The sequence below is a fragment of the Nostoc sp. genome (assembly GCF_036917155.1).
In the GTDB taxonomy this organism is placed as follows: domain Bacteria; phylum Cyanobacteriota; class Cyanobacteriia; order Cyanobacteriales; family Nostocaceae; genus Nostoc.
In genome coordinates this window covers 37,465-62,512 of record NZ_JBALDZ010000238.1, presented here as the reverse complement: position 1 = coordinate 62,512, position 25,048 = coordinate 37,465, and the positions used below count along the sequence as shown (strand labels likewise).

Sequence of the window (25,048 nt, the reverse complement as noted above, 5' to 3'; positions counted from 1 at the left end):
GATGGCGAGGCAACTTTACTATCACTAATTTTTTACCGATGGTAGGTGTAATATCAGCTTACCTGCTTTGTATACCAATTAGATAGCTAGGGATTGTATTTAGTGCCGATGGACAAACCTTATTTAGTGGCAGTGATGACCAAACTGTTAAACAATGGGATCTCACAGGTCAATGCCTACAAGTATTCAGGATGCACACAGGCTTTGTTTGGTCTGTAGCCCAGGCTCGGCAAGAAAACTATTCAGTCCTTGCCAGTGGTGGTATGGATCAAACGGTTAAATTATGGGATATTCAGACAGGGGAATGTCTGAAAAGTCTTGAAGGACACACAGATTGGATCTGGGCGATCGCTCTGAGTAAAGATGGTCAAACTTTAGCAAGTGGTAGCGCCGACCATACTATCAAACTTTGGCATCTCAATACAGGTGAGTGCCAGAAAACACTTCAAGCACATACGGGTATTGTGTGGTCTGTAGCATTTAATGCCGATGATAAGATGCTGGTAAGTGGTAGCGCTGATGGCACTGTGAGGATTTGGGATTTAGAAGCAATGCAGTGTTTGCAAACTCTCCACGGTCATACAGGCCATGTCTGGTGTGTAGCTTGTAGTACTGATGGTCAAACGCTAGCAAGTGGCAGTGCTGATACAACAATTCGCTTGTGGGACATTCACACTGGAGAATGTGTGAAAACTTTGTCAGGGCACACCCACACAGTGCGATCGCTGACATTCACTCCAGATGGAAAAACCTTGATTGCCAGTGATGACAACCAAACTGTTAAGTTCTGGAATATTCATACAGGACAGTGTTTCCGAACTTTTCGCGGACATGGTAGTGGTGTGTGGGCATTAGCGACCTCTCCACTTGATGAAAATGACCGCAGCCACGTCTTAGCCAGTGGTGAAGACCAAACAGTTAAATTATGGGATATTCATACTGGTAAATGTGTCAAAACCTTTACTGGTCATACTAATTGGGTACGAACCGTAGCTTTTCATCCCCAAGGTAATACCATTGCCAGTGGCGGTGCAGATGAAACAGTGAGAATTTGGGACATAGAGACAGGAAATTGCCTGCAAGTCTTGCGGGGTCATACAAATTGGCTACTTTCAGTTACCTACAGTCCCGATGGACAAACCTTAGCCAGCACTGGTAGCGACAAGCAGGTACGGATTTGGGATGTCAAGACAGGTGTTTGCCTGGGTGTGTTATGTAATCACACTAATATTGTCTCATCACTTGTTTATAGTCCTGATGGCAAGATGCTAATTAGTTGCTGTGCAGATTCCCTAATTCGAGCTTGGGATGTTGCTACAGGGGAATGCTTGAAAACTTTTCGTGGGCACACAAACGGTGTGTGGTCGGCTAAATTTAGTCCAGATGGGCAAACCTTGCACAGTAGCAGTCAAGATGCAACCATCAAAATTTGGGATTTCAAGACTTGCCAATGTCTAAGAACTTTGGAAGGACATACTGATGCTGTGATCAGTGCTGCCAGTCCTGATGGTTGTCTGCTGGCAAGCGGAGGAACCGACCAAACCGTGAGAATTTGGGATATGAAAACTGGGAAGTGCTTGAGAGTATTGATTGGACACACACGATGGATTTTTGCGATCGCATTTATCCATTCTCCGGTTAAAAGTCCAATTCTTGCTAGCAGCAGTGAAGACCAGACCATCCGCTTATGGAATGTCGAAACAGGTGAATGTGTGAAAATTCTCAGAACTCCTAGACCTTATGAAGGCATGAATATTACAGGGGTCGTTGGTTTGACGGAATCTGTGCGATCGTCACTTTTGGCACTAGGAGCTATAACAGAAGGTTTTTAAATAAATTAAATATGCATAATGCAGATTAATTTGATTCTTTAATCCAATTTACTGTGCAAAAACAGGAAGATCCATTAACGATGGCTGTAATTCGGGAATTACCGCGTTCTTTAAAGGTTAACACTGCCCAAGTATCGGAAATTTCGCCAGACTCTGAAGTTTCAGAATTAGCTCGGCTTCCAAAATTAAGTCAATAAATGAAGCAATAGATATTATGACTGTTTACAAGACTCAAATGATGTTCAATGGATTAACAGTCAACTGGTCTGTAACAGGGGCAAATCACGCCATCCATTCAGTCCACTGCGGCACATCTGTCACCAGTTGAGCAAATTTGTCTGGGCTTGCGTCTTCAAACTCCAGCATCACGCCGTTGTTGTTGTAAATGCCATCATCGAGAATTTCAAACCTATAATTCTGGCACTCGTTGAAGATATGCACCATAATTTGGTTTTCAGTTGTGGGGGGTGTTGCTTCTTCTTCCTGCACAGGTAATGAGCCATCTTTGTAGTGAGTGCAGATGAAGCGATCGCAGATTATACAGATCCACTCATCGCACATTTGAGGAGTATTGTCGTGATAGATTTGGATACACCCATCGCCGAGTCAATTATTTAATAGCTGGTTCTGTAGTATTTGACAACATAGCGATGGGAACAAATTGTTCCCAAAATGAGGGAGTGGATGAAACGGGAACAAATTGTTCCCAAAACGAAGAGGCGGATAAAACTCGACCTAACCCCTCACGAATCCTGCCAACTAATGAAGGACAAGTGCGCCCTCTGGCACAGCTAGAACCCCAGCAGCAGGTTGAAGTTTGGCAACGGGCAGTACAGAAGGCTGGTGGTAAAGTTCCCAGTGCCAGGATCGTCACTGATGTGGTGCAGAGAATTATGGAACGTACCAATATGGAATCACCATTCGGCATCAACCCCCTAGTTGTTGACCTTGACACTAAAGGCGGGGGGCCATCACTACAAGCGATCGCAGATTGCCGAGTTGGTGAGCCAACCAGTACAAGTGAACGAATATCAGAGGCCGTTGAAAGAGAATTAAAAGCAATGGAAGCCTCTCACTTGGCTGCCAATCGACAGTTTGCCCAACAGGTTTTTCCCATTCTCCATAGTGCCAGACTCGCACACCGAGCTTTTCACACTGGTGAACTCACTTTGGAGCAATTAGGACAGCACCGCATCAGGGTTGAAGCTCAACTGGTAGATGTGCTGAATCATCCACCCGCCAAAGGATGGGCTGCCGATGCCCAGAATTTAGCCAATCGTTTCCGCAAGCATTGGTCAGATTGGTTTACTTTTCTGTCCCATCCAGAGGTGAAACCAGATAATAATGATGCGGAACGGGCAGTGCGAGTGGCTGAAGGATGAAGAGTGTTGATACGATCCAAGGTCAGCACTAATGGCAAGAGACAATCGCTTTTAGTGAAGTTAATTGCTCAAAATTTACCCCCATGCGCTCGTCTTCGGCGGTCGAAGCAACGCGATCGCGCTTCAAGAATGATTTCGAGTCAACTGTAGCAAGATAGCCTCAAGGCTTTGTAGTGCTGCGTTTGTAGTGCGTTGATTTTCGTCAAAATTACGTTGATGTTCTTCAAAGTTACGTTGATGTATTTCGTGGCTATCGCGTAACTCAAGTAGTACATCATCTAAAATTGCACTTCTGGCTAATACACGATTTACATTTTCGGTAAGTGAGTCTAATTGCTGTTGAGTATTGGATTGTCTTTCAGCAAGGCCCAATACTATTTGTTCAAGTCGGTCTAGTCTGCTAGGGAAATACTCAGGCGTGTCGGTCATTGTCCCGTTACGTTTATACTCAAAATCATAACGTTCAGGCTGCTCCGGCTCTGGTGGCAGTCGCAACATGCGCTCTAACTGTGCTAGCGATCGCTTGATCCGTTTCTCTATCATTTGCCATCAGAAGAATGTTTGCACGGGTTATGGTTCTTGCCTTATGCTTACCTTTCTTAATTATCGATTGCAGTTGAGAAACTTCATTTTCATCCAAGTCAACAATGTACTTTTTCGCCATGTTACACCCCATTTTTGGCTATTTTACCAATTAGAGGTTTTACGGGAGCAAAGTTACCTTGGCAAACTACTAGCCCTCAATGTGAGCATAGTAACGACGGGAGCAGTTTGCCAGCTATGAGTTCCATTTGATTTGTGGGGATTGTAATAGTGAAGGTTGTACCCATATTTACTTGACTATGTACCTGTATTTCACCACTATGCAGGTCAATACATCTCTTGACGATCGAAAGCCCTAACCCTGTTCCGGGAATATTCCCTACATTCTTAGCCCGATGAAAGGTCTTAAACAAGTGGTCTTGATCGTCATCGGGAATCCCAATACCTTTATCTTGAATTTTAAAGATCGTCTTTTCATTTTGACAAATTAGGTGGAAGTCAATTGTGCTTCCTGCAAACGAATACTTGACAGCATTCGACAACAAGTTAGTCAAAATAGATTGGAGTAACTTCTTGTCGAGTTGAGCATGACTTTTGCTGGCTGCGTCCCGTTCATCGGTAATAAACAGCGTAATCTGATGGCAAGGGGCACTGAGTTGTATTTCTTCCACTAGACTATGGCAAAACTGCATGACATCGATTGGAGTTGGCATGAATTCGAGTTTCCCAGCTTCTACTCGGTTAATCATCAACACATCGTCTAGTAATTGGGTGATATGATTGATCGACTTTTGGACATGCTGAAACTGCTTTTGGCTTTGGGCTGCATTGAGGCGATCTCCATAATCTTCTAGGATACCAATAGAAGAAGATACGACCGCCAGAGGGGTACGAAACTCATGAGATGCCATTGAAATAAAGCGCGACTTTAATTCATTTAGTTCTCGTTCTTTCTCCAGTGCTTTACGGACATCAGCTTCTGCTTGTTTTCGCTCGGTGACATCTCGACAGGTGATCACAATGCCCGCTACATTTGGCTCATCTAGGAGATTTTTAGCGATCGCCTCAAAGTCATGCCAGGAACCATCCGCATGATGCAAACGAAATTCTACTATTGTTTTTTGAGATGGATTATCAAAGGCTTGACAAAGCAGAGCTTCTGCATAAAGGCCATCGTCTGGGTGGACTAACTCAGGAAGATTTTTCGCAATCCAACTTTCTGGCTGATATCCCAGAATATGCGTCAAAGAAGGGCTAACATAAACGACTCGTCCACCTGTTCCTAATGTGGCGATGATATTCGATGCATTTTGTAGCAACGAGCGAAATCGCTCTTCGCTTTGCTGTAATATCTCGGTTTTAGCCAGTTTAATCTCAGTTTGAATCAGTTGAGATTGTGTCTGCTGCAACTGTTTGAGAGCTTGTTCCAGATCTCGGTTTGCTGCTTCTAACTGAGCCGGACTAGGTAACGCTAGCGCCTTAGGAATCAAAGGAATGAGTTCCAAAGCTGTATACATTGAAATAAGGGCTGTCAAGGCTTTAACTAAACCTGACAACCAGTAAGTCGGATACCATAATGTCCAGATATCCATCAGGTGTCCGGTGCCACAGGCAATAATGAAAGCACCAAACATCAGAAATATCCAGTTAAATGGAATGTCGCGTCGTTTAGAGACAAAGTAGACAAGCAAGCAGGGAATAGAGAAGTAGGACAATGCAATTACACTATCAGCAAGTATATGCAGCCAGACCAATGCTGGTTTCCAAAGATAGCAATGTCCATGTGGAATAAAGCCGTTTGAATTCAAAAGGGGATGAAGTAAATTTAGCATCTTGAAGCCTCTTCTCAACTTCTTGAATGTGATTCAATTTTTGCCTGGCTCATCATCTTGAGAAGTGACTGGCCTTGGCAATGCAATCCGAACAATAGTCTGTTTGCCAGGTATACTCTCGATGGTGAACTCTCCTCCATACAATTCAATTAAGCGCTTAGAAGTAATTAGCCCTAACCCAGCACCATTCTGTTCATACGACTTATGATTAAACTGCATATAAGCACCTAGATTCGCAATTTGCTCAGAGGTCATACCACGACCGTAATCGATCACATAGAGCGAATAAAGGTTATTGCTAGGAACGCCAATGACACTGACTTTAGAACCAAACTGAGAAAATCTGAAAGCATTGTTAATCAATTCTTGGATAACTTTCTTGAGACTCGCAGATGAAATCTGTACAGCTTCATCTTGTAGATCGATCTCTAAATCTAGTGTTCGCTGTGCATTCTCGGCTTCCTGATATGCAGTCTCTTCAACCATCATTTTAAGAAAGGTATGAGGCGCATATTCTCGGATACCAGCAACTTTTTCTGCATCGGATATGGTTACTTCCAGTTTGGCATAGAGCAAAAAGTTTTGGGTCAAGCCATAAAGCCGTTTGCCACATGTATAAACTGTCTCCATCATTTCTAATTTCTCAGTATCCGGTGTAAAGTCCCATTCTTCCATTAATAACTGTGGTAATGCAATAATACTTTGCAAAGGCGTATGCAGTTCATGGGGTAATGACACTGTAATCGTGTTGCAAAGCTGCTGAAATTTCACCTGATTCTTTTGAGCAATGATCGTTTGCTTTTTGAACTGAACCTCAATTGCCCGCCGGAGTTCAGAGGGAGTAAAGGGTTTGGTTAGATAGTCATCCGCACCCAATTCCATTCCCTGCCGGAAGTCAGTTCTATCGGCTTTGGCGGTGAGAAAAATGACGGGAATGCTTGCCATTTGCGGGTCTTGACGGAGCGATTCGATAAACTCATAGCCATTCAATTCAGGCATCATGACATCGCAAATAATCAAATCTGGCATCTCTTCTTTTGCTCTTTGTAAGCCAATCAAGCCATTCTCAGCCGCAGTTCGATAAAACCCTTCAAACCCCAAAATTGAGAGAATATTCTCCCGAACTTGAGGTTCATCTTCCACAACTAGAATCTTTTTGATAGTAGATTGCACGATTATTTCTCCTTATGCTGCTAAAACAAGGTGTTTGATCGGTTCGTTCTCGGTTTCATAACTCTTTCTGGTTTGCTTCAGGGGAAGCGTAACCGTGAAAGTTGTGCCAATTCCTACATGACTATCTACCTTGATCTCACCACCATGTATATCGACACATTTGCGGACGATCGCCAGCCCCAAACCAGTACCGGGTATACGTCCTACATTCTTGGCGCGGTGAAACGACTCAAATAAAAGGGCTTGGTCTTCAACGGGAATGCCAATGCCTCGATCTTGAATATGAAAGGCAACACTTTCTGATTGCAAAACCAATTTGAAGTAGATTGTGCTTCCTGGCTCGGAATACTTGACTGCATTCGTTAGCAAGTTAGACAGAATTCTTTGAAGTAATTTCTCATCCAGTTGAGGGTTATTACGATTTTGATGCTGACGGATTTTATGTCGAAGTAGCGGATCTTTAGAGAGGGGAGCATAGGGATTAAAGAGTAGCCCAGGAGCGCAGAGAGCTTGACTCGAATGCCTCGCTATTTTCAGAGCCAAACACAAAGTCAGATAGAACCAGCTACGACTAACTGATTTACGCTCATCGATAATGGACAGATTAATTATGTGTTGAGGGGCGCTGATCTGCATTTCCTCCACTAAATTGTGACAAAATTGCACGATATTGACGGGTGCTGGCTGAAACTCCAGCCCGTTAAGGTCTGCTCGATTGATCATCAACACATCGTCTAGTAGTTGGGTGATATGATTGATCGACTTTTGGACATGCTGAAACTGCTTTTGGCTTTGGGCTGGATTGAGGCGGTGTCCATAATCTTCTAGGATACCAATGGAAGACGACACAACCGCCAGGGGGGTACGAAACTCGTGAGAAGCCATTGAGATAAAGCGCGACTTCAATTCATTTAGTTCTCGCTCTTTCTCCAGTGCTTTACGCATATCGGCTTCTGCTTGTTTTCGCTCGGTGATATCTCGACAGGTAAGCACAATGCCCGCTACATTTGGCTCATCTAAAAGGTTTTTGACAATTACCTCAAAGTCTCGCCAGCAGCCATCTGCATGATGCAAACGAAATTCTGCGGTAACATCAAGGGCTGGATTGTCAAAGGTGTAGCAGAAGAGATTTTCGACTACAAATTGGTCGTCAGGATGCACCAGTGTGGTAAGGTTTTCTGCCATCCAACCCTCTGGACTGCATCCCAGGATGTTGGTGATAGAGGGACTAACATAGGTAACTTGTCCATTGCCTTCAAGTGTGGCAATGATATTAGAAACATTTTGGAACAGAGAGCGAAATCGTTCTTCGCTTTTCTCTATCGTTGCCATTTTGATACTGACTTGTTGGGCGACAAATGACGCAATTAATGCCAGGATTAAGATGACTATCGTTGCAGCACCAATTGCAGTAGCCAGACTAGATACATCTATTAGGTTGCTAGAACTCTCGATCGATGTCTCAGCCGTTGGATGAAAGCAGACAGCCTTCATTGCCGTATAGTGCATTCCGCAGATTGCAGTCCCCATAATGAGGCTACTACTGGTTTTTCGCAATTTGCCAATTGGATTTGTTTCCCCTTTAATTCGGAATGTCAGCCAGAGAGCGATGATCGAAGCACATAGGGCAAAGAGAATCGAAGCAATAATAAACAGCAAATTATAGTGAGCTGTTGCCTCAAGTCTCATGGCTGCCATACCACTGTAGTGCATTGCCCCAACTCCACTTCCCAGGAAAATTCCACCTATGACCAGATTGAAGGTTGTATCTCGGTAACTGGTAATAAACAATGCCCCTCCTGATGCGACGATCGCCACCATCAGGGACGAAAGCACCACAGGCAGATCGTAAAAAACTGGTGTAGGAAGCTGGTAAGCCAGCATCGCAATAAAGTGCATTGACCAAATTCCAATGCCCATTGCCGCCGCACCTCCAGCCAGCCAAAAAAGACGTGCCAGATTACGAGCTGCCACGATTCGTCCTGCTAGGTCGAGTGCTGTATAAGCAGCAAAGACAGAAATGCAGAATGAAAGGATTACAAGGCGAATATCGTAGGTTGCCGTCATAGTTAAAGCCTGAACAATGAGAGTGGAGTTGAATTTAAAACTCTACTCTTTAAAGTTAGGCCCAGACGATTGCTTGTAAAAGAGAATAATCCCTTAATCTCTAATGGATTTGGCTTTTACTGCCTTGTTTACTTAAGTGCATCAACAGGAAGTTTTTACTAGCAATGGGGAAATTACTAAATGCTAAATACTGTTTTCGTAGAAGTACTGAGAAACTGACCCAAAAGCAACCTGAAAAATAAATTGTCCTATACTAAAAGCAGCTTGTAGCTTGACTTTTAAACCCGGTAAAAAATTAACAACCAAAGTTTTCTTTGCCTCAGCAAACGTCAAGCAATCAGATGTTTTCAGTATAAGTCAAGAAAGTACTTTTGGAGAATAGACTAGACTTAATTGTTAGAGCAATCTCTGAGTGGTGTTCTGGTTTTACCCTGAATCACTCAATGTTTCCGATCCCACTATTGCGGCTGGAAAGGTTTATGTTCTTGCCCCACTCATTTCTGCTAAGGCAAGCCTTAGAAAACACGATCGCACCATCCCCCATCACCGTTACGCCAGATGTGCTGGTGACAGAGGCGATCGCACTTTTGAACTCCAGTTCTGGCAACTTTGATCCCGGTATGGGCGCTAACGACTGCACAGGCTGTTTAGCTGTAATCAGTGAAAACCAACTGGTGGGACTGTTCAGCGAACGAGTGGTGACACGCCTAGTTGCCAGTGGGCGATCGCTCGCTGGAGTCACTTTAGCAGAGGTGATTGAACCACCAGCGATCGCTTTACGGCAATCTGAGTTAACTAATCCTGAGGTTGCCCTGAACCTCTTACAAAAACACCAGATTCAGCACTTGCCGATATTAGACGACAATGGGCAGTTGCTAGGGCTGCTGACCTACGAAAGTTTATGCCGTTTGCTGCAACCTGTAGAACCCGATCGGCCAGATGAGGCATCAATCGCCGCTTTGAAACTTCAGACAGAGCGATCGCAGCTTTTAATGGCAGTCTCAACGCGGATTCGGGCTTCGCTGAGTTTGGCGGAAACACTTGATGCCACGGTGTCTGAAGTGCGGCAGTTTTTGGGCTGCGATCGCGTGTCGATTTATCACTTTTTGGAAAATGGGCAGTTCCAGGTAGTAGCAGAGTCCCTCGCCGCTGGTCAACGCTCCTTTGTCAGTGAAGCGATTTACGATCCTTGCTTTGCTTCAGATTGGGCAGATCGATATGGCCAAGGACGAGTGCGAGTGGTTCCCGATATTTATACAGCAGAGATGACCCCCTGCCATGTTGAGTTATTGGAGCATTTGCAGATTAGAGCCAAAATTCTAGTGCCGGCGATCGTTAACAACCAATTTTGGGGACTGGTTAGCGCCAGTGAATCGGCTGTGCCGCGTGATTGGCAACCGACCGAGGTCACATTTTTAGAACAACTTGCCATTCAGGTAGCGATCGCCATTCAACACAGCGAAACGGCGACCCAATTCCAGCAACAGCGACAAGAGCTTACCGCATTGCTAGATCGTTCCCCTGACGTGATTTTTCGGCTCGATCGAGACTTACACTACCTCTATCTCAACGCCGCTGTTGAGGTGGAGTTGGGCTACGCGCCGGAAGCGCTGATTGGTCAACCACTGCTCGCTGCCACCTTTGCCCTAGAACACTTTGCTGAGTGGCAAACTCTCACTCAACGAGTAGCAGCAACCCGCGAAGAACAAACGATTGAATATCAACTTTGCCTTCACTCGCGCTCCATCTGGTTTCAAACCCGTGTCGTTCCAGAATATGATATGGATGAAACCGTCACGTCGTTTTTGTGCGTGGCGCGCAATATCACCCAAAAGAAGCAAGCTGAAGCTAGACAAGCCGCCTATATCAACGTCTTGCTAGAGTGGCAAAACCGCCATCATGCTGCCCAGCTAGCCACTAAGCAAGTGCTGTATGAATGGGATACATCCTCCGATCGCGTGAGGTGGGGCATCAATGCCGATCAAGTGTTTGGCTATAGCGCCTCTGAAATGCCCCAGACATCAGCCGATTGGTTTGCCAGCATTCATCCAGAGGATGAGAAGCGGGTGCAAACGGCCGCCGCAGAGTATTTTGAACATCAGGGACATCTCTACTTGCAATATCGGTGGCAACATCAGGCTGGCCATTACATCTGGATTGAAGCTCAGGCACAGTTTTTTGCAGATGCTAACGGCAACTTAACTCAGATTATCGGGTATGTCACTGATATTAACGAGAGGAAAAGGTTAGAAGCCGAACGCACGCAGCTAGAAACTGCCCTCAGAGAAAGCGAAGCCCAACTCCGACAAATTTTTGACCACAGTCAGGATGTGTTTTTTCTCAAATCCCTCGATGGTAAGCAGATGATTTATGCCAGCCTAGCCTGGGAATATCTTTACCAAACGCCGTTGCCGCAAACCTATGACAATCCTCAAGCTTGGCTCGATTTTATTCATCCAGACGATCGCGATGGCGTAGTCGCGTTTAACCAGCAAACTTGTGAAGGGAAAAAGGTTTGCTCCTTTGCCTATCGGATTATCCGTCCCGATAACTCCATTCGCTGGATCTGGAACCGCAGCTTTCCGATTCGCAACGAAGCCGGAGAGATTTACCGTCTTGCTGGGGTCAACATCGATATTACTGAGCAAAAAAAACTGGAGCTGGAATTAAGCGCAGTCCAAGAACGCTATCAACTCGCTATTCGGGGTATCGGCGAAGGAGTGTGGGATTGGGATCTTGTCAGCGATCGCATCATTGCCAGCGATCGCTATTGGGAATTTTTAGGCTACCCACTCCCAGCTGAAAACGCCTCCAAGTTTGCTTATAAGGTGCTTAGGGAAGAGATCCATCCCGACGATCGCGATCTGATGCAATTAGCCCTAAAAGGCCACCTAGAAGACCATTTGCCCTATGAAGTAGAATTTCGTAGACGTAAGCAATCAGGTGAGTATATTTGGTGTCGTTCTCGTGGAGAGGCAATCCGCGATCAAACTGGCAAGCCGATTCGCATGGTGGGAGCGATCGCAGATATCACAGAACGGAAAGCAATGGCAACTGCTCTACAAGCTAGTGAAGAAACCTTGCGCCAGGTGGTCAATACAGTTCCAGGAGTGGTTTATACCTATTGCCGTTCTGTGGATGGAACGAAAAGTTTTCGATTTATTAGCCAAGGTATTATTAAGCTTTGCGATCGCACCCCAGAGGAAATCCTCAACGACTCCCAAGTGCTTTGGCATCTGCTCGTTCCAGAGGATGGAGAGAGGGTGCGGGATTTGATTGACCAATCTGCTGCAATGCTTACCCCTTGGACGGCGGAGTTTCGCATCCGAACTGCCAGCGGCGTCTTGAAGTGGATTTTAGGACATTCTATCCCCTCTCAGGAAGAGGATGGCAGTATTGTCTGGTGTGGCATTCTCACCGATATTAGCGATCGCAAACAAGCCGAGCTAGAACGCCAGCGCAGCGAAGCTCTGCTTCAGGCATTTATCGCAGCCTCTCCAGTTGGGCTAACCCTGTTCGATCGGGAACTGCGCTACCTCTATGGTAACGAGGCCTTAGCCAAAATCAACGACCTGCCGTTAAGTGAGCATTTGGGACGCACCTTATGGGAAGTTTTGCCGGAAATGGCATCTCAGTTTGCTCCCATGCTGCTCCAGGTTATGGAAACCCAAGTGCCAGTTTTGAATCTGGAGTTTAGCGGTGAGGTCAGACCGGGTGCATTTCGCAGCGCCATCTCCAATCATTATCCCGTTTGTTTACCCAATGGGGAAGTAATCGGCGTTGGCGTATCCGTGATGGACGTAACCGAACTCGTCCAGGCACAACAAGAACTGAGGGAAAGCGAAGCCCGATTCCGTACCTTGGCAGACAACATTTCTCAGTTTGCCTGGATAACCGACGAACACGGTTCGATTGAATGGTATAACCAGCGCTGGTTTGACTACACAGGCACAACACTGGCAGAAATGCAGGGCTGGGGATGGCAGCAGGTACATCACCCCGATTATGTTGATCGGGTAGTCAAGAAAATTAGCCGCTGCTTTGAAACAGGCGAAATCTGGGAAGATACCTTTCCCTTACGCGGTCGAGATGGGCAGTACCGCTGGTTTCTCTCTCGTGCTATTCCCATCCGAGATGAACAGGGTAGGGTGTTGCGCTGGTTTGGCACCAATACAGACATTACTGAACAAAAACAAGCCGAAGTTGCTTTGCAAACAAGCGAGCAAATGCTGCGTCAGGTTACTAATACTGTGCCTGGAGCCGTCCATAAATATCGCCGCTTGCCGGATGGGTCAGAAGGCTTCATATTTATGAGCGAACGTATTGTGGATTTGTATGAATATACGGCAGAGGAAATCCTTAACGATACGCAAATCGTGTGGGATCTGATTTTACCAGAAGATATAGCACAAATCAGTGCTTCCGTCGATCGCTCGGCTGTAACCCTCGAAGCATGGGAGGTGGAGTTTCGCATCAGAACTCCTAGCGGCGTTTTGAAGTGGATTTTAGGACATTCTATTCCCTCTCAGGAAGAAGATGGCAGTATTATTTGGTTTGGCATCCTCACAGATATAAGCGATCGCAAACAAGCCGAGCTAGCGCTGCAAGCAAGCGAACGGCGTTATCTAAACTTGGCGGAACTATCGCCAGTTGGCATTTTCCACACCGATCCGAGCGGAGAATGTAACTATGTGAATTCGCGCTGGTGTCAACTAGCAGGACTGTCTTTCCAGGAGGCAATGGGCATGGGGTGGACGCGAGCGCTGCACCCTGAAGACCACCATTGGGTCTTTGTCAACTGGCAAAGAGCTACCCAGTCCCATACTCCCTTTTTAATGGAGTATCGCTTTCAGCGACCAGATGGAAAGGTGTACTGGCTGATCGGTTTGGCGATCGCAGAAACTAATATCGCTGGCAACCTGACTGGCTATATCGGCACCATCACTGACATCACCGAGCGCAAATACTCTGAACAAGCCCTGCAAGAGAGCGAACAACGCTACCGCGATCTGACAGAAGCAATGCCCCAGATGGTCTGGTTGGCAGATGAAACAGGTGCCGTTCACTACTTCAACCAACGCTGGTATGACTACACGGGGCAAAGTGAAGCTGAGGCAATGGGATTGGGTGGAGCCGCAGCAATTCATCCCGATGAGCGCGATCGCACCCTCCAGCAATGGGGACAAGCTATTACAACAGGCCAGTTATTTCAGATCGAATATCGTGTCCGCGATCATCAAGGACTATACCACTGGTTTCTGGCACGGGGAGTGCCAATCCAAAACTTAGCAGGAGCAATTACAGGCTGGGTCGGCACAATTACCGATATCGATGACTTTAAACGCGCAGAAATCGCACGGAAACAAAGCGAAGCCCGTTTCCGTGCTGTGTTTGAGCAGGCAGCAGTGGGAATTGTGGAAATGGATGTGGCAGGTCGATTTTTGCAGGCTAATCGCCGTATTTGCGACCAATTAGGCTATACGGAAGCAGAAATGCTGGGGCTAAACTTCCAGAGCCTCATACCCAGACCAGATGTTTTAAAGTTCTATTTAGACTACTGGCAACAGCTTTTCACCAAAAAGATTGATTCCTTTTCGCTGGAAAAATGTGTGCTTCACAAAAACGGAGAGTTACGCTGGTGCAACATTACGGTGGCTTCAGTTCGTGATGCCGATGGAAACATAAATTATTGCATTGGTGTAATTCAAGATATACAAGATCGCAAACAAGCCGAACTGGCTCTGCAAGCTTCAGAGGCAAAACTGAACGATATGTTGAACAGTGCAGGCGCGTCAATTGGGCATTTTCGATATTATCCAAATGGTGTTTGGGAAACTGAGTATCATTCTAGGGGATCGGAACGAATCTTTGGCTATAAACCAGACGAATTTCTGGCGGAACTCTGGTTATCGGGAATTGTCGCAGAAGATTGGGCAATCATCCAGGAGCCGATGCTGGCGGCGATTAAAGCAGAGATAGAAACCACGTTTGAGTATCGCTTTCATCATCGAGATGGCTCAACTCGATGGGTTTTAGATACGCTGACATCTCGCTGGAACGAAAGCGATGGCTGCTGGGTTGTAACGGCAATTGGCACAGATGAGAGTGATCGCAAACAGGCAGAGCTGGCACTACAAGAGCTTAACCAGGAGCTAGAAGCCAGAATTGCTCGACGCACAGCAGCATTGAGTGAGAGTGAGGTGCGCTATCGGGCTTTGTTTGAACAGGCAGCTGTCGGCATTAGCCAATGTGACTTATCAGGACGCTATATCCAAGTCAATCAACGCTTTTGTGAACTGACTGGCTACACTCAATCTGAGCTACTGGATATGTCTTGGCAAGACTTGATCCATCTAGAATATCTGGAAGTAATCCAAGGTGAGTTGGCTCATTTACATCACGGTGAGTTGGCATCGATAACCCCTGAAATCCGCTATATCCGCAAAGATCGTCGGCTACAATGGGTTAGTCTTACAGTATCGATGCTGTATAATGCTGCGGGTACACTCATTGGTGACTTGGCGGTGGTGGAAGACATTAGCGATCGCAAGCATATTGAGCAACAACTGCAAAACAGCGAAAAGCGCCTCAAAGAAATCATTTCTAAGACAGTTGATGGCATCCTGATTCTGAATTCCCAAGGACAGATTCTTTTCAGCAATCCGGCTGCCGATCGAATTTTCAATTGCCAAAAGCCAGATTACCAGAGTGCAGATTTGGGAATTTCCATTACGCTCCAAAAGACGTTTGAAATGGAGATTCCGCATCCCACTGGCAGGATGACTACAGTTGAAGTGCGCGTTGAGGAAATTACCTGGCAGGATCATAAAGCCTTTCTAGCCGCGATCCGAGATATCAGCTACCGCAAGCAAACTGAGATCGATCTGCAAGCAAGCGAGCTTTCCTATCGCACCTTAGCTGAAAACCTACCGGGAATTGTCTACAAGCTGTATCCCGATCAACATAATACATTTGTCTTTTTTAACGATCCCTTAACGACGTTATTCCAGCTTGAACCGATAGATATCGCCAATCAAGGCACTCTCTGCCCAGTCAACTCGCTAATTGTGCCAGAAGACCGCGATCGCGTTATCGAAGTAATTCAAGCCGCGATCGTCAATCAACAGCCCTTTCAGGTCGAATATTGCATTCAGATCCCCGCAACCCAAGAAAAACGATATTTGCTTGAGCAAGGCAGCACCGTAACCGACGACATTGGACAAGCGTTGCATATTGTTGGCATTATTTTTGATGTCACAGAAATCAAACAGACTGAGGAAAAACTTCGGAAGATTAATGAACGACTGACTATTGCCAATGCGGAACTCGCACGAGCGACCCGCCTGAAAGACGAATTTCTGGCAAACATGAGCCACGAACTTCGTACCCCTCTGAACTCCATCCTGGGACTGTCTGAAGTCTTGCAAGAAAGAACCTATGGCAATTTAACCGAGCAACAACACCACGCCTTAACCACAATTCAAACCAACGGTCAGCATTTATTAGAGCTAATTAATGACATTCTCGATCTAGCCAAAATCGAATCCGGCAAGCTATATCTACAAATGACAACCGTTTCAGTTCAGCAACTTTGTCGAAGCACAATTCCTTTTATTCAACAGCAAGCCTTCAAAAAGCAAATTAGTTTTACCCTTGAACTGTCTCCCGATCTGACTTACATCGAGTTAGATGAACGACTTATCCGGCAGGTATTGATCAACCTGCTCGCCAATGCCGTCAAGTTTACACCCAACGGTGGTGCTGTCATATTAAAAGTGCAAGGCAATGCAGCAGAACAAACATTGAGCTTCAGTGCGATCGATACTGGCATTGGGATTGCTCCAGAAAACATTGATAAGCTGTTTCAGCCGTTTGTTCAAATCGATAGCAATTTGTCTCGGCGTTATGCTGGTACGGGGTTAGGTTTAGCCTTAGTCCGACGCATTATCGAGCTACACAAAGGTTCCGTGACGGTTCGCAGCACTATCGGTCAGGGCAGCCAATTTACAGTGGTGCTTCCCTGGAAACACGTCAACCCGCCCAACTCAGACAAGCCTCTCGATCGCACCCCTGCTGTTGCCCAAATTGCTTCAGAATTCTTACCTGTAGAAACAAAGAATATAGCAGAGAAACCTGTCGTTCTACTGGTAGACGATAACCTGGATAACATTGAGACGCTAAAAGCCTATTTAGAATTGAAAGGGTTTAATATTGTAGTTGCCCACAATGGTTTGCAAGCGATTAATCTCACCCAGACGCAATCCTTCAACTTGATTTTGATGGATATTCAAATGCCAGATATGAATGGACTAGAAGCGATTCGCCAAATTCGATTGCAGGAGCAAGACAAGCCCATTCCCATCCTGGCGGTAACGGCTTTAGCTATGTCAGGGGATAAAGAACAGTGTTTAGCTGCTGGAGCGAATGATTATTTGACCAAACCCATCAGTCCCATCCATCTCGTCAACGTGATGAAGAAATATCTCCATCTATCGTAACTGAATATGTCTGATAGTGAGGGGAGAGTTTAAAAGTTATCTTTGCTCGGTGTGTTTGACGGTTGTTCGTAGATGAGTGGATACTGTTTTGACATCTACCCCATCCCTAAACCCGCATTTCTCACAAGCTCCCCTGCTCCCTTCGCGGGTGAAGTAATGAGTAATGAGTAATGAGTAATGAGTAATGAATCTTACTTATTACTCATTACTTGTTACTTATTACTCATTACTTATTTAATTAATGAGATGTGGTGAGAAATCCAGGTAACACTGTTCCGCAATGGGGACATGAATGAGTTCTAGTGCTAAGAGATTTTTTGACAATCTCACCACCATCCAAGCCAACTGTTTTATTGGTTGGAAATCGATTTTCTATTCGGTCAGAATCAATGCAAAACTGGCAATAATAACCATCTGCACGACGCACATAGAATTTAGGGGCTTTCTCGGCGCGGATAGCTCGGTAAGAAGTGTTACAAATCGATAAACAAAAGTGTTACAACTAGAAGCCGCAACTATAGATAAAGGTGTAAACTTACGTAATACTTCAAAATACAAGTATGTGTTGCATTCGCCAACAGTATCATGAGTGAATTTGAAATAGTCAATCAAGAACTGACGATTCTGTTAGTGGATGACGAACCCGATAACTTTGAAGTCATCAGCGGCATTCTGTACAATTGTGGCTATCGTTTGGGATATGCATCCAGTGGTATTAGTGCCTTAGAACGGCTAAAAAAGAGTCAGCCTGATGTGATTTTGCTTGATGTGATGATGCCAGAGTTAGATGGCATTGAGGTGTGCTGTCGCATCAAGGCTAATCCAAATTGGAAGCATATTCCGATCGTTATGGTCACTGCATTGAATGCGAAAGAAGATTTAGCTCGTTGCCTCCAAGCTGGAGCCGATGATTTTCTGAGTAAGCCTGTAAGTGCAGTAGAGTTACGCGCCAGAATTGGCTCGATGCTCCGCATTAAGCAACAGTATGATGCCCTCAAAGCCTCTCTGCAACTGCGATCGGACATGGCAAATATGATTGTGCATGATTTGCGTAATCCGCTGTCCAGCATTCTTCTGTCCTGTGAAATGCTGGATCGAGCAAAGTTGCCCGATCAATATCAAACTCGGATCAATCGCATAAAAATAGCGGAACAACAGTTGCGATCACTCACCGAAAGCCTACTGCTAATGGCAAAAATAGAGTCAGGAAAAATGATCCTGAATCTTGAGGAAATTGAGCTGAGTCGCCTTGTTAATACTTGTATCAGTGATATGCAAGCGATCGCAGGGCAGAAAATGATTCAGATGATTCCCGACCTCCCAGAACTCGAAAGACCCATTTGCGCCGATAAGCTTGTGATGCGTCGAGTTTTAGACAATTTATTGTTAAATGCGATTAAATTTTCTCCGTCAAAAAGTCAAGTTACAGTGCAAATCAATTATTTAGACGACCTAATAACCCAGATTCGAGTGATTGATATGGGTGTTGGAATCGCTGACGACCTGAAGCAACGAGTCTTTGAAAAGTATGAAATTGGTACTCTGATGGAAGACATTCATCAAGTTGGCTTAGGGTTGGCATTTTGTCAGATGGCGATCGAAGCTCATGGCGGTAGGATCTCAGTGGAAGATAATCAGCCCCAAGGGTCAGTCATCTTAATAAAAATCAGCAGCCTCCCTCCGGGAGCAAAACACCCTTATTTTTGAAACTGGCCGGTCCCTCAGTTTAAGATTAGATTTTTCCATAGTCCAAGCAATAAAATTAATATTAGGTATTGAGCCGAGATACGGATACTGTTGGCGAATGTACTACATATTTGTAAATACAAATATTGCCATACTCAAACGCTACTCATTGTGTAACTTGAGTATTGCTGGCTAGCCTTGACACCATTAATCACTATACCTAAAACATTTTGGTCAGCCTTGTCCAATAGTTCTTTAGATAAAGAAACACTATTGGAATCAGCTATTCCTGGACGAACTACAAACAAAATTCCATTTGCAAGTTTGCCTAAAATCGTCGCATCAGCAGCTAATGTTAAAGGAGGACTATCAATGATAGTAAAATCATATTTTTGCGCGATTTGTGCCACAAATATAGCCATTTGGCTAGAATCGAGCAGCCCAGCTGGGTTATGATTTAGTTCACCAGCAGTTAAAACGTCTAAGCTAGGTGCAACTTCAATAACAGCCCGCTCTAAATTCGACTGGCTTTTGAGAACATGGCTTAAGCCAACTTCATTTTGGATCTCCCAGATTTTGTGTTGACTAGGATTACGCAAATCTGCATCTACCAGCAATACCTTACGTCCTAGTTGAGATATTGAAACAGCTAGGTTGGCAGCAATTGTTGATTTACCTTCTTTAGGTACAGCACTCGATACCACAATAACTTTTATCAGTTGCTCTGAATTAAAAACTCTCAGATTAGTTTGTAACATCCGAAAAGCTTCGCTGACTGGGGAATCAGGCTTGTTCTTTACAATTACTTCTGGAATGAGATTACTATTGTTAAATGGTGGAATATAACCCAGTAAGTTATACCCCAATAAGTCTTTAGCTGATTTCGAGTTTTTGACAGTTTTGTCAAATTTCTCCAAAATAAAAGCAGTGGATCCACTTAAGAAAATTCCACCAATCAAACCTTGTAGCAAGTTTATATATTGACGATTCTTAATCGGCACTCCTGGGATTAATGCAGGTGTCACAATCAAAGCGTTACTTACTTGTAGATTTTCTGCCACCAGAAGTTCCTGATAACGAGCTAGAAGATTTTGATAGCTAGCTTCAGTTGCAGCTATCTCACGCTCTAGCTGGCGCTGCTGTAACTCTAGCTTTGGTAAGGTATTAGCCCTTTGTCTGTAAGACGTGATAACTTGACTTAAAGCTTTTAGTCGCACTTGCAAGCTAAGACGTTCTGCCTCAGCGTTGGCATAGTTTCCAAGAATTCCTTGTTGTAAACCCTGGGGTCTAAGTTGTACAATATTTTCGGGACTTTTACCCTGATTAAAACGCCCTGCTCCACCAATAAAACTTTGTTCTATCCTCTGCTGAAGTTGTTTTTTGAGAACTACTTCCTGTTCCTTAAGGTTAATCACTGTGGGGTGGCTATCTGTCAAACGCAGCTTTAAAATTTCAATTTTTTGTTGGATATCTTGCAATTGGCCAAGAACCAAAGTTGTTGATGGAGACTCACCCACAAAACCAGCAACTACAGCTTGCTGCGAATTCACACCAAACAACTGCTTGATTGATTCCATCCGTGCAGTTTGAGATGCTAGATCTGATCTAGTTGCAGCTACTTGTCTGTCTAAATCGGTAAGAATTCCAACACTTGATGCAGCTTCTGCTTTAAGATCTAAAACTCTATTTTGCTGTTTAAAGTATTGCAGCGTTTGTTCAGCTGCTTGTAATTTAGCTTTTCTCAGTGGCAGTTGTTGGGCAATAAAGTCTCTAGCAGACCTAGTTTGAGCGCGGTTAGCATTGATATCATTTTCTATATAGATCTTCATTAAAGTATTAACAATAGAAGCAGCCTTTTTTGGGTCTATATCTGCGTATGAAAGTTCTAAAATATCGGTTGCTTCAATATTTTTCACTTGTAAAGCATTTAAGAAAGCCAAAGGATTTTGAGATAGGTGGAGGAAATTTATAGTCCTTTCTGCTATCGGTAGAGAATGCAGAACTGCAACCTCATTTCCCAGAGGTCTACCACTTACAGAACTCTCTAACTGTCCTAATTGGTTGCCTACTCCTGTTAGCGAAGAGGTAGAATTCTTTTTTAAGACTAGCTGGCCTGTTGCTTGATAAATTGGCGTTTCTATTACAGTTTTACCTATACTCAATGCCAAAAGCAGTGTAAAAACTATAGAGGTAGGTAACCACCGACGTTTAAGAATAGCCCAATATTGTAAATGTTCTTCCATGTCTTTTACTAGTTACTAGTTTGAATCTTTTCCTTTTTCTAAATCAATTGGGTGCAGCTCTTTTAAAAAAACGTAATGCTACATTAGGACTACACGCCTCTAACCTAATCTATATCTAGGTTTTCGCTTTCTAACCTAAAAAGCTGGAATTAAGTAATCACAAAAAATCAAACACACCCCCTTTCAGCCTGTAAGACAGACTATATTACTTAGCAAGTGTTGGAGCTAGAACAATATTACATGAATAATAAATAAAAACATTTAGTAAAAATACTGAATAGTAGTAATTTAAATACTGAGTATAAGGATTTATTTGTCTACAATACCTGAAGGGTAGATGGCTTGTAGTAACTCGTATACTGAATTTTCACTGAAAAAAATGTTTGTGTTATGTGTCGTAAAATATGACACTGTGTATACCTCTCTGACCTTATTTTCATCTGCTAAGGGACTTCCAAGAAATAAAATATACAGTTAGAGGATAGCGATCGCAATTCGCCAACAGAGTCATTATATTCGCCCAAAACCTAGCGTGGCAAAACTTACTAGAGAAGAGCGGAAATCCTGTAATCTTGACCTTGTAGCGAATATTACTGACCCGCAATGTTTATTCCTTAGCAGACTTATCCTTATCTTGAAAAAGAAGATTATTGGAGGAGGTGGAGAGTTATCTACGAATAATTGAAAACAATATACGTAATCGAGTGTTCCACTGGCAGCGTTCTGATGTATTGAACACTAGTAACCATACCATGACAATGTAAACGAGCTCAGTCAACCCTATTTCAGCAGCCAATCCAAACCATCCCCAAGGGGTGTGGCTTCTGGCAATCCACCAGACTGCTAAACCATAAGGAATAGCAACTGCCAATGGTCGAGCAACTGCTAAAAAAAGTTGTCTCAATGATGTACCAAAAACAGATCGAAGTAAAAGGGGAAACCACCATAGGCTAACAGTCACAAAAGCAACAAAAGTACCTAGGAGAGGGCCTATCATCCCAAACAAGTAAGTGCAGACAATACTGATGACTACATTTATTAATGCTGAAAGTGTAGTAGGCGGTATCACTTTTGCCACATTTCCAGTACCGCTAAAACACCACCCCCAGAGGGACAAAAGCCCTAGCAGAAATCCATTGCTGGTAGCAAGCAAGGTAACGCCAGTACCACCAAAACGGTCTTGTCCAACCCATAACTGAATAAAGTAAGAATTATAAGCCGCGATCGCCACCATAAAAGCTAGTCCCATCACTGCTACTAACTGCGTTAATTCAATCAAACGGGCGTTAAACTTTTCTCGTTCTCCTTTAGCATAGAGATCGGCAAGAGCAGCCCAAGTAGCGTTACCAATGCCTTGTATTTGTGTTTGTGCCAGCATCGCCAGACGTTGGGTAATAAAAAACGGCACAATGGTTGCTGGACCAAGAGTGTAGGAAATGATAATATTATCAGTAAACAAGCCAAACTGGCCTGAAATATTTAAAACCAATGTAGGCCAGTTCAATTGCCAAAGTTGTTTCTCAATCGGAAATTGAGATTTGCGATCGCCAACAACTGTAAAAACATCTGGATAGCGGCGCAGTCCTTCCCAACACATTAATAATTGAAAAGAAATATTGCCCCAAAAAATAGCCAAATATTGCCCAGGAATGCCAAATCCAGCCCTTGCCAAGAGTAATGCTACACCAGTGATTAGGAGGTTTTGAAATCCTAAGAAGGCGTTGGCAAAATAACTGCGTTGGCTGGCATCTGCTAAGAAGCGAAAGGGGGTCAAGGGCAGTAAAAAAATACTCATCAATCCCAACCAATAGCCCTTTTGAAGTTCGCCTACTAAGACTCCTTTGACGGGTACTAGATGAGTGATGAAACAGCCCAGCACAACTCCTAGCAGCCCCATGATTCCCATAATTCGTAGATAAGTGCTGATACCGGTAGCTAGTGTCAGGCGGATTTGTTGGCGATCGCCAAAACTCACTGCTTTAGCCAACAGTGCCAGCAATGAGCCACTAATGCCCAGTTCTAGGAGATGAAGATAATTTCCCCAATCACTAGCAGCGCGAAACGCTCCATAGCGCTCGTCCTTTAGCCAACTCAGTAGTAGGGGTGTGCTGACTAAACCTACACCCAGTGTTATCACCTGTAACATAAGTCCAGTCAAAAAGTTAACTACTGAGCGTTGAGTTCTATACATTTGGCTTGTACTAAATCCATTGAATATTAGGAATAATTAAGTAGGTAGACGTTAAAAAACACAACTAAATTAAGAGATGTAAATCGCTTAAAAGCTTATATTCAAAGTGTTTTTGGTGCTTTACATAATTTTACGCAGTTAAGTTGAATTGTGCCTACCTACTTAGCCCTCTCCTAAGAAACAAGTCAAATCCTCTTCCCTTCTGCCTCCTGCCTCCTGCCTTGTTTCTTAGGAGAGGGTTAGAAAATGGCTTGTTATAATGCCTAAATTATTAAATTTTAAATTCTAGATTTATCAGTCCACCACACATTTTCTCGAACTACTCGTGCAGGAACTCCAGCTAACAAAGAATGAGGTGGACAAGATTTATTGACAATTGCTCCAGCAGCAACAACTGAACCCTCGCCAATTGTCACGCCCTTTAAAACAGTTACATTACACCCAATCCATACATTATCTGCAATTACTATTGGGTCTGAATAAGGTGGTAAGCCAAATCCATGCCCATCATCATCAATTACGCTTACTCCAAAGGATATGGCACAGTTTTTCCCAATATAAATTGAATTTTGGGCAGCTATTTTACTGCCATCAGTGATATAAGAATTACTTCCTATTGTCAGTTTGGCGGAATGTCCAACACTCAATTTTACACCCCGTCCTATAATGGCTCCATTTAAGACAATTATTGCGTTAGAATGGCAAGCAATTACAGTGGTATCATTTCTGGGAGTCGATGCACCTAATAAGGGTATTCCGATAGAGCAAACTTCGTCAGAAGGCTGAACAATAATATCTGAAGATAAACTTAGTTGAATTCTACCTCGACATATAAACATACCTGCTTTTCCTGCACAACGGTTTAGATGCCATTGTGCTATCCAATTAACATCCGAGGCTCTACAAATCAAACGGTATACCATAGAAGTCTATTGGGTAAGATTTAGCTTATAAGCAATCAAAATTATATTATCAGCGTAATCAAGACCTAGAATACGAGTAATCATATATCTCGTTACCAAGTTTAAAAATTGCTGTTTCCAGGTTTGTCTTTCTGCTTCAAAAACAACTCTGTATCCTTCAACTTGCAAGCCTATACAAGTTAAATAAGCCCATAAATCATTGATATTGTAACAATGAAGATGAGTCATGTCTGAAGCCAATGGACTTCTTATACAACGTCCATTAGGAGTTTGTATAAATAAGACACCATCTGGAGCTAGTAAATCAATCAGTTTATGAATAAGACTTAAACCTTCTTTGAGTTGTAAGTGTTCGATCACATCTAGACATAAGATAGCTGAGTATTGATATGTTATTTCATCTAAAGTTGTATATGTATATTTAAATTCTTCTCCTATATCTTGTGTATGATAAATCTTTGAATAACCTGCTTGCTTAATTTTTTGCATGATTCTTAAGTCTCCTGCTCCTATATCAAGAACAGTGTTTTGGTTTTTTATTTTACTGAAAATAACTTTCTCCACTTCACAAAGATCTTGTGAAAAACACCACCTAAGTAGAGGAAATTTTGGTGTTTTTGATTGTAGTAATTCTTTTCTTTTCCAATAATTCAAATAAACTAGATCCGGTTGCATATT

General features: G+C 43.8%; 14 protein-coding genes and 2 pseudogenes. 6 read left to right on the top strand and 10 right to left on the bottom strand.

Going from position 1 to position 25,048, the window contains the following annotated elements:
* Positions 1-92: 92 nt before the first annotated feature.
* Together V7K67_RS32240 and V7K67_RS32235 are read left to right on the top strand one after the other, a co-directional pair.
* Positions 93-1,832 (top strand): WD40 repeat domain-containing protein, encoded by a 1,740-nt coding sequence (locus V7K67_RS32240; RefSeq protein ID WP_442943983.1) that lies wholly within the window; start codon positions 93-95, stop codon positions 1,830-1,832.
* Positions 1,833-1,885: 53 nt separating this feature from the next.
* Positions 1,886-2,029, top strand: coding sequence for a hypothetical protein (locus tag V7K67_RS32235; RefSeq protein WP_334731623.1), 144 nt, complete (start codon positions 1,886-1,888; stop codon positions 2,027-2,029).
* Positions 2,030-2,114: 85 nt separating this feature from the next.
* Here V7K67_RS32235 and V7K67_RS32230 read toward each other — a convergent pair whose 3' ends face one another.
* Positions 2,115-2,393 (bottom strand): hypothetical protein, encoded by a 279-nt coding sequence (locus V7K67_RS32230; RefSeq protein ID WP_335170062.1) that lies wholly within the window; start codon positions 2,391-2,393, stop codon positions 2,115-2,117.
* On the opposite strand from V7K67_RS32230, the pseudogene V7K67_RS34670 reads away from it, so the two are divergent.
* Together V7K67_RS34670 and V7K67_RS32225 are read left to right on the top strand one after the other, a co-directional pair.
* A pseudogene (locus V7K67_RS34670) lies at positions 2,360-2,716 on the top strand (hypothetical protein); the annotation flags it as partial. The gene V7K67_RS32230 and the pseudogene V7K67_RS34670 overlap by 34 nt on opposite strands.
* 156 nt (positions 2,717-2,872) lie before the next feature.
* A pseudogene (locus tag V7K67_RS32225) lies at positions 2,873-3,199 on the top strand (IS66 family transposase); the annotation flags it as partial.
* Positions 3,200-3,337: 138 nt separating this feature from the next.
* Here the strand turns inward: V7K67_RS32225 and V7K67_RS32220 are convergent.
* The 5 genes from V7K67_RS32220 to V7K67_RS32200 form a co-directional block, all read right to left on the bottom strand.
* A complete protein-coding gene (locus V7K67_RS32220) occupies positions 3,338-3,712 on the bottom strand; it encodes a hypothetical protein (RefSeq protein ID WP_335170060.1) in 375 nt (124 codons plus the stop codon).
* A complete protein-coding gene (locus tag V7K67_RS32215; RefSeq protein ID WP_334732370.1) occupies positions 3,678-3,878 on the bottom strand; it encodes a hypothetical protein in 201 nt (66 codons plus the stop codon). The genes V7K67_RS32220 and V7K67_RS32215 overlap by 35 nt, the downstream gene beginning before the upstream one ends.
* Positions 3,879-3,954: 76 nt before the next feature.
* Entirely contained in the window at positions 3,955-5,589 is a 1,635-nt protein-coding gene (locus tag V7K67_RS32210; protein ID WP_334732369.1) for a sensor histidine kinase, read from the bottom strand.
* Between the two features lie 33 nt (positions 5,590-5,622).
* Positions 5,623-6,762 carry a hybrid sensor histidine kinase/response regulator gene (locus tag V7K67_RS32205; protein ID WP_335170057.1) on the bottom strand — a complete coding sequence of 380 codons (1,140 nt, stop codon included), beginning with the start codon at positions 6,760-6,762 and terminating at the stop codon, positions 5,623-5,625.
* 12 nt (positions 6,763-6,774) lie between these two features.
* On the bottom strand, positions 6,775-8,829 hold the full coding sequence (locus V7K67_RS32200) for a sensor histidine kinase (protein WP_334732367.1): 2,055 nt from the start codon (positions 8,827-8,829) through the stop codon (positions 6,775-6,777).
* A 479-nt stretch (positions 8,830-9,308) separates the two neighbouring features.
* On the opposite strand from V7K67_RS32200, the gene V7K67_RS32195 reads away from it, so the two are divergent.
* Positions 9,309-17,327 carry a PAS domain S-box protein gene (locus tag V7K67_RS32195; protein WP_335170055.1) on the top strand — a complete coding sequence of 2,673 codons (8,019 nt, stop codon included), beginning with the start codon at positions 9,309-9,311 and terminating at the stop codon, positions 17,325-17,327.
* 585 nt (positions 17,328-17,912) lie between these two features.
* The gene (locus V7K67_RS32190; protein WP_334732365.1) at positions 17,913-19,034 is read left to right on the top strand and encodes a hybrid sensor histidine kinase/response regulator; all 1,122 of its coding nucleotides are present in this window, start codon (positions 17,913-17,915) and stop codon (positions 19,032-19,034) included.
* Between the two features lie 134 nt (positions 19,035-19,168).
* On the opposite strand, the gene V7K67_RS32185 is transcribed toward V7K67_RS32190, so the two are convergent.
* The 4 genes from V7K67_RS32185 to V7K67_RS32170 all read right to left on the bottom strand — a co-directional run bounded on the left by V7K67_RS32185 (position 19,169) and on the right by V7K67_RS32170 (position 25,045).
* On the bottom strand, positions 19,169-21,256 hold the full coding sequence (locus V7K67_RS32185) for a GumC family protein (protein WP_334732364.1): 2,088 nt from the start codon (positions 21,254-21,256) through the stop codon (positions 19,169-19,171).
* A 667-nt stretch (positions 21,257-21,923) separates the two neighbouring features.
* On the bottom strand, positions 21,924-23,447 hold the full coding sequence (locus V7K67_RS32180; RefSeq protein ID WP_335170052.1) for a lipopolysaccharide biosynthesis protein: 1,524 nt from the start codon (positions 23,445-23,447) through the stop codon (positions 21,924-21,926).
* A 278-nt stretch (positions 23,448-23,725) separates the two neighbouring features.
* Positions 23,726-24,370: an acyltransferase gene (locus V7K67_RS32175; RefSeq protein WP_334732362.1), complete on the bottom strand. Its 645-nt coding sequence runs from the start codon at positions 24,368-24,370 to the stop codon at positions 23,726-23,728.
* Between the two features lie 6 nt (positions 24,371-24,376).
* A complete protein-coding gene (locus tag V7K67_RS32170; RefSeq protein WP_334732361.1) occupies positions 24,377-25,045 on the bottom strand; it encodes a class I SAM-dependent methyltransferase in 669 nt (222 codons plus the stop codon).
* Positions 25,046-25,048: the final 3 nt, after the last annotated feature.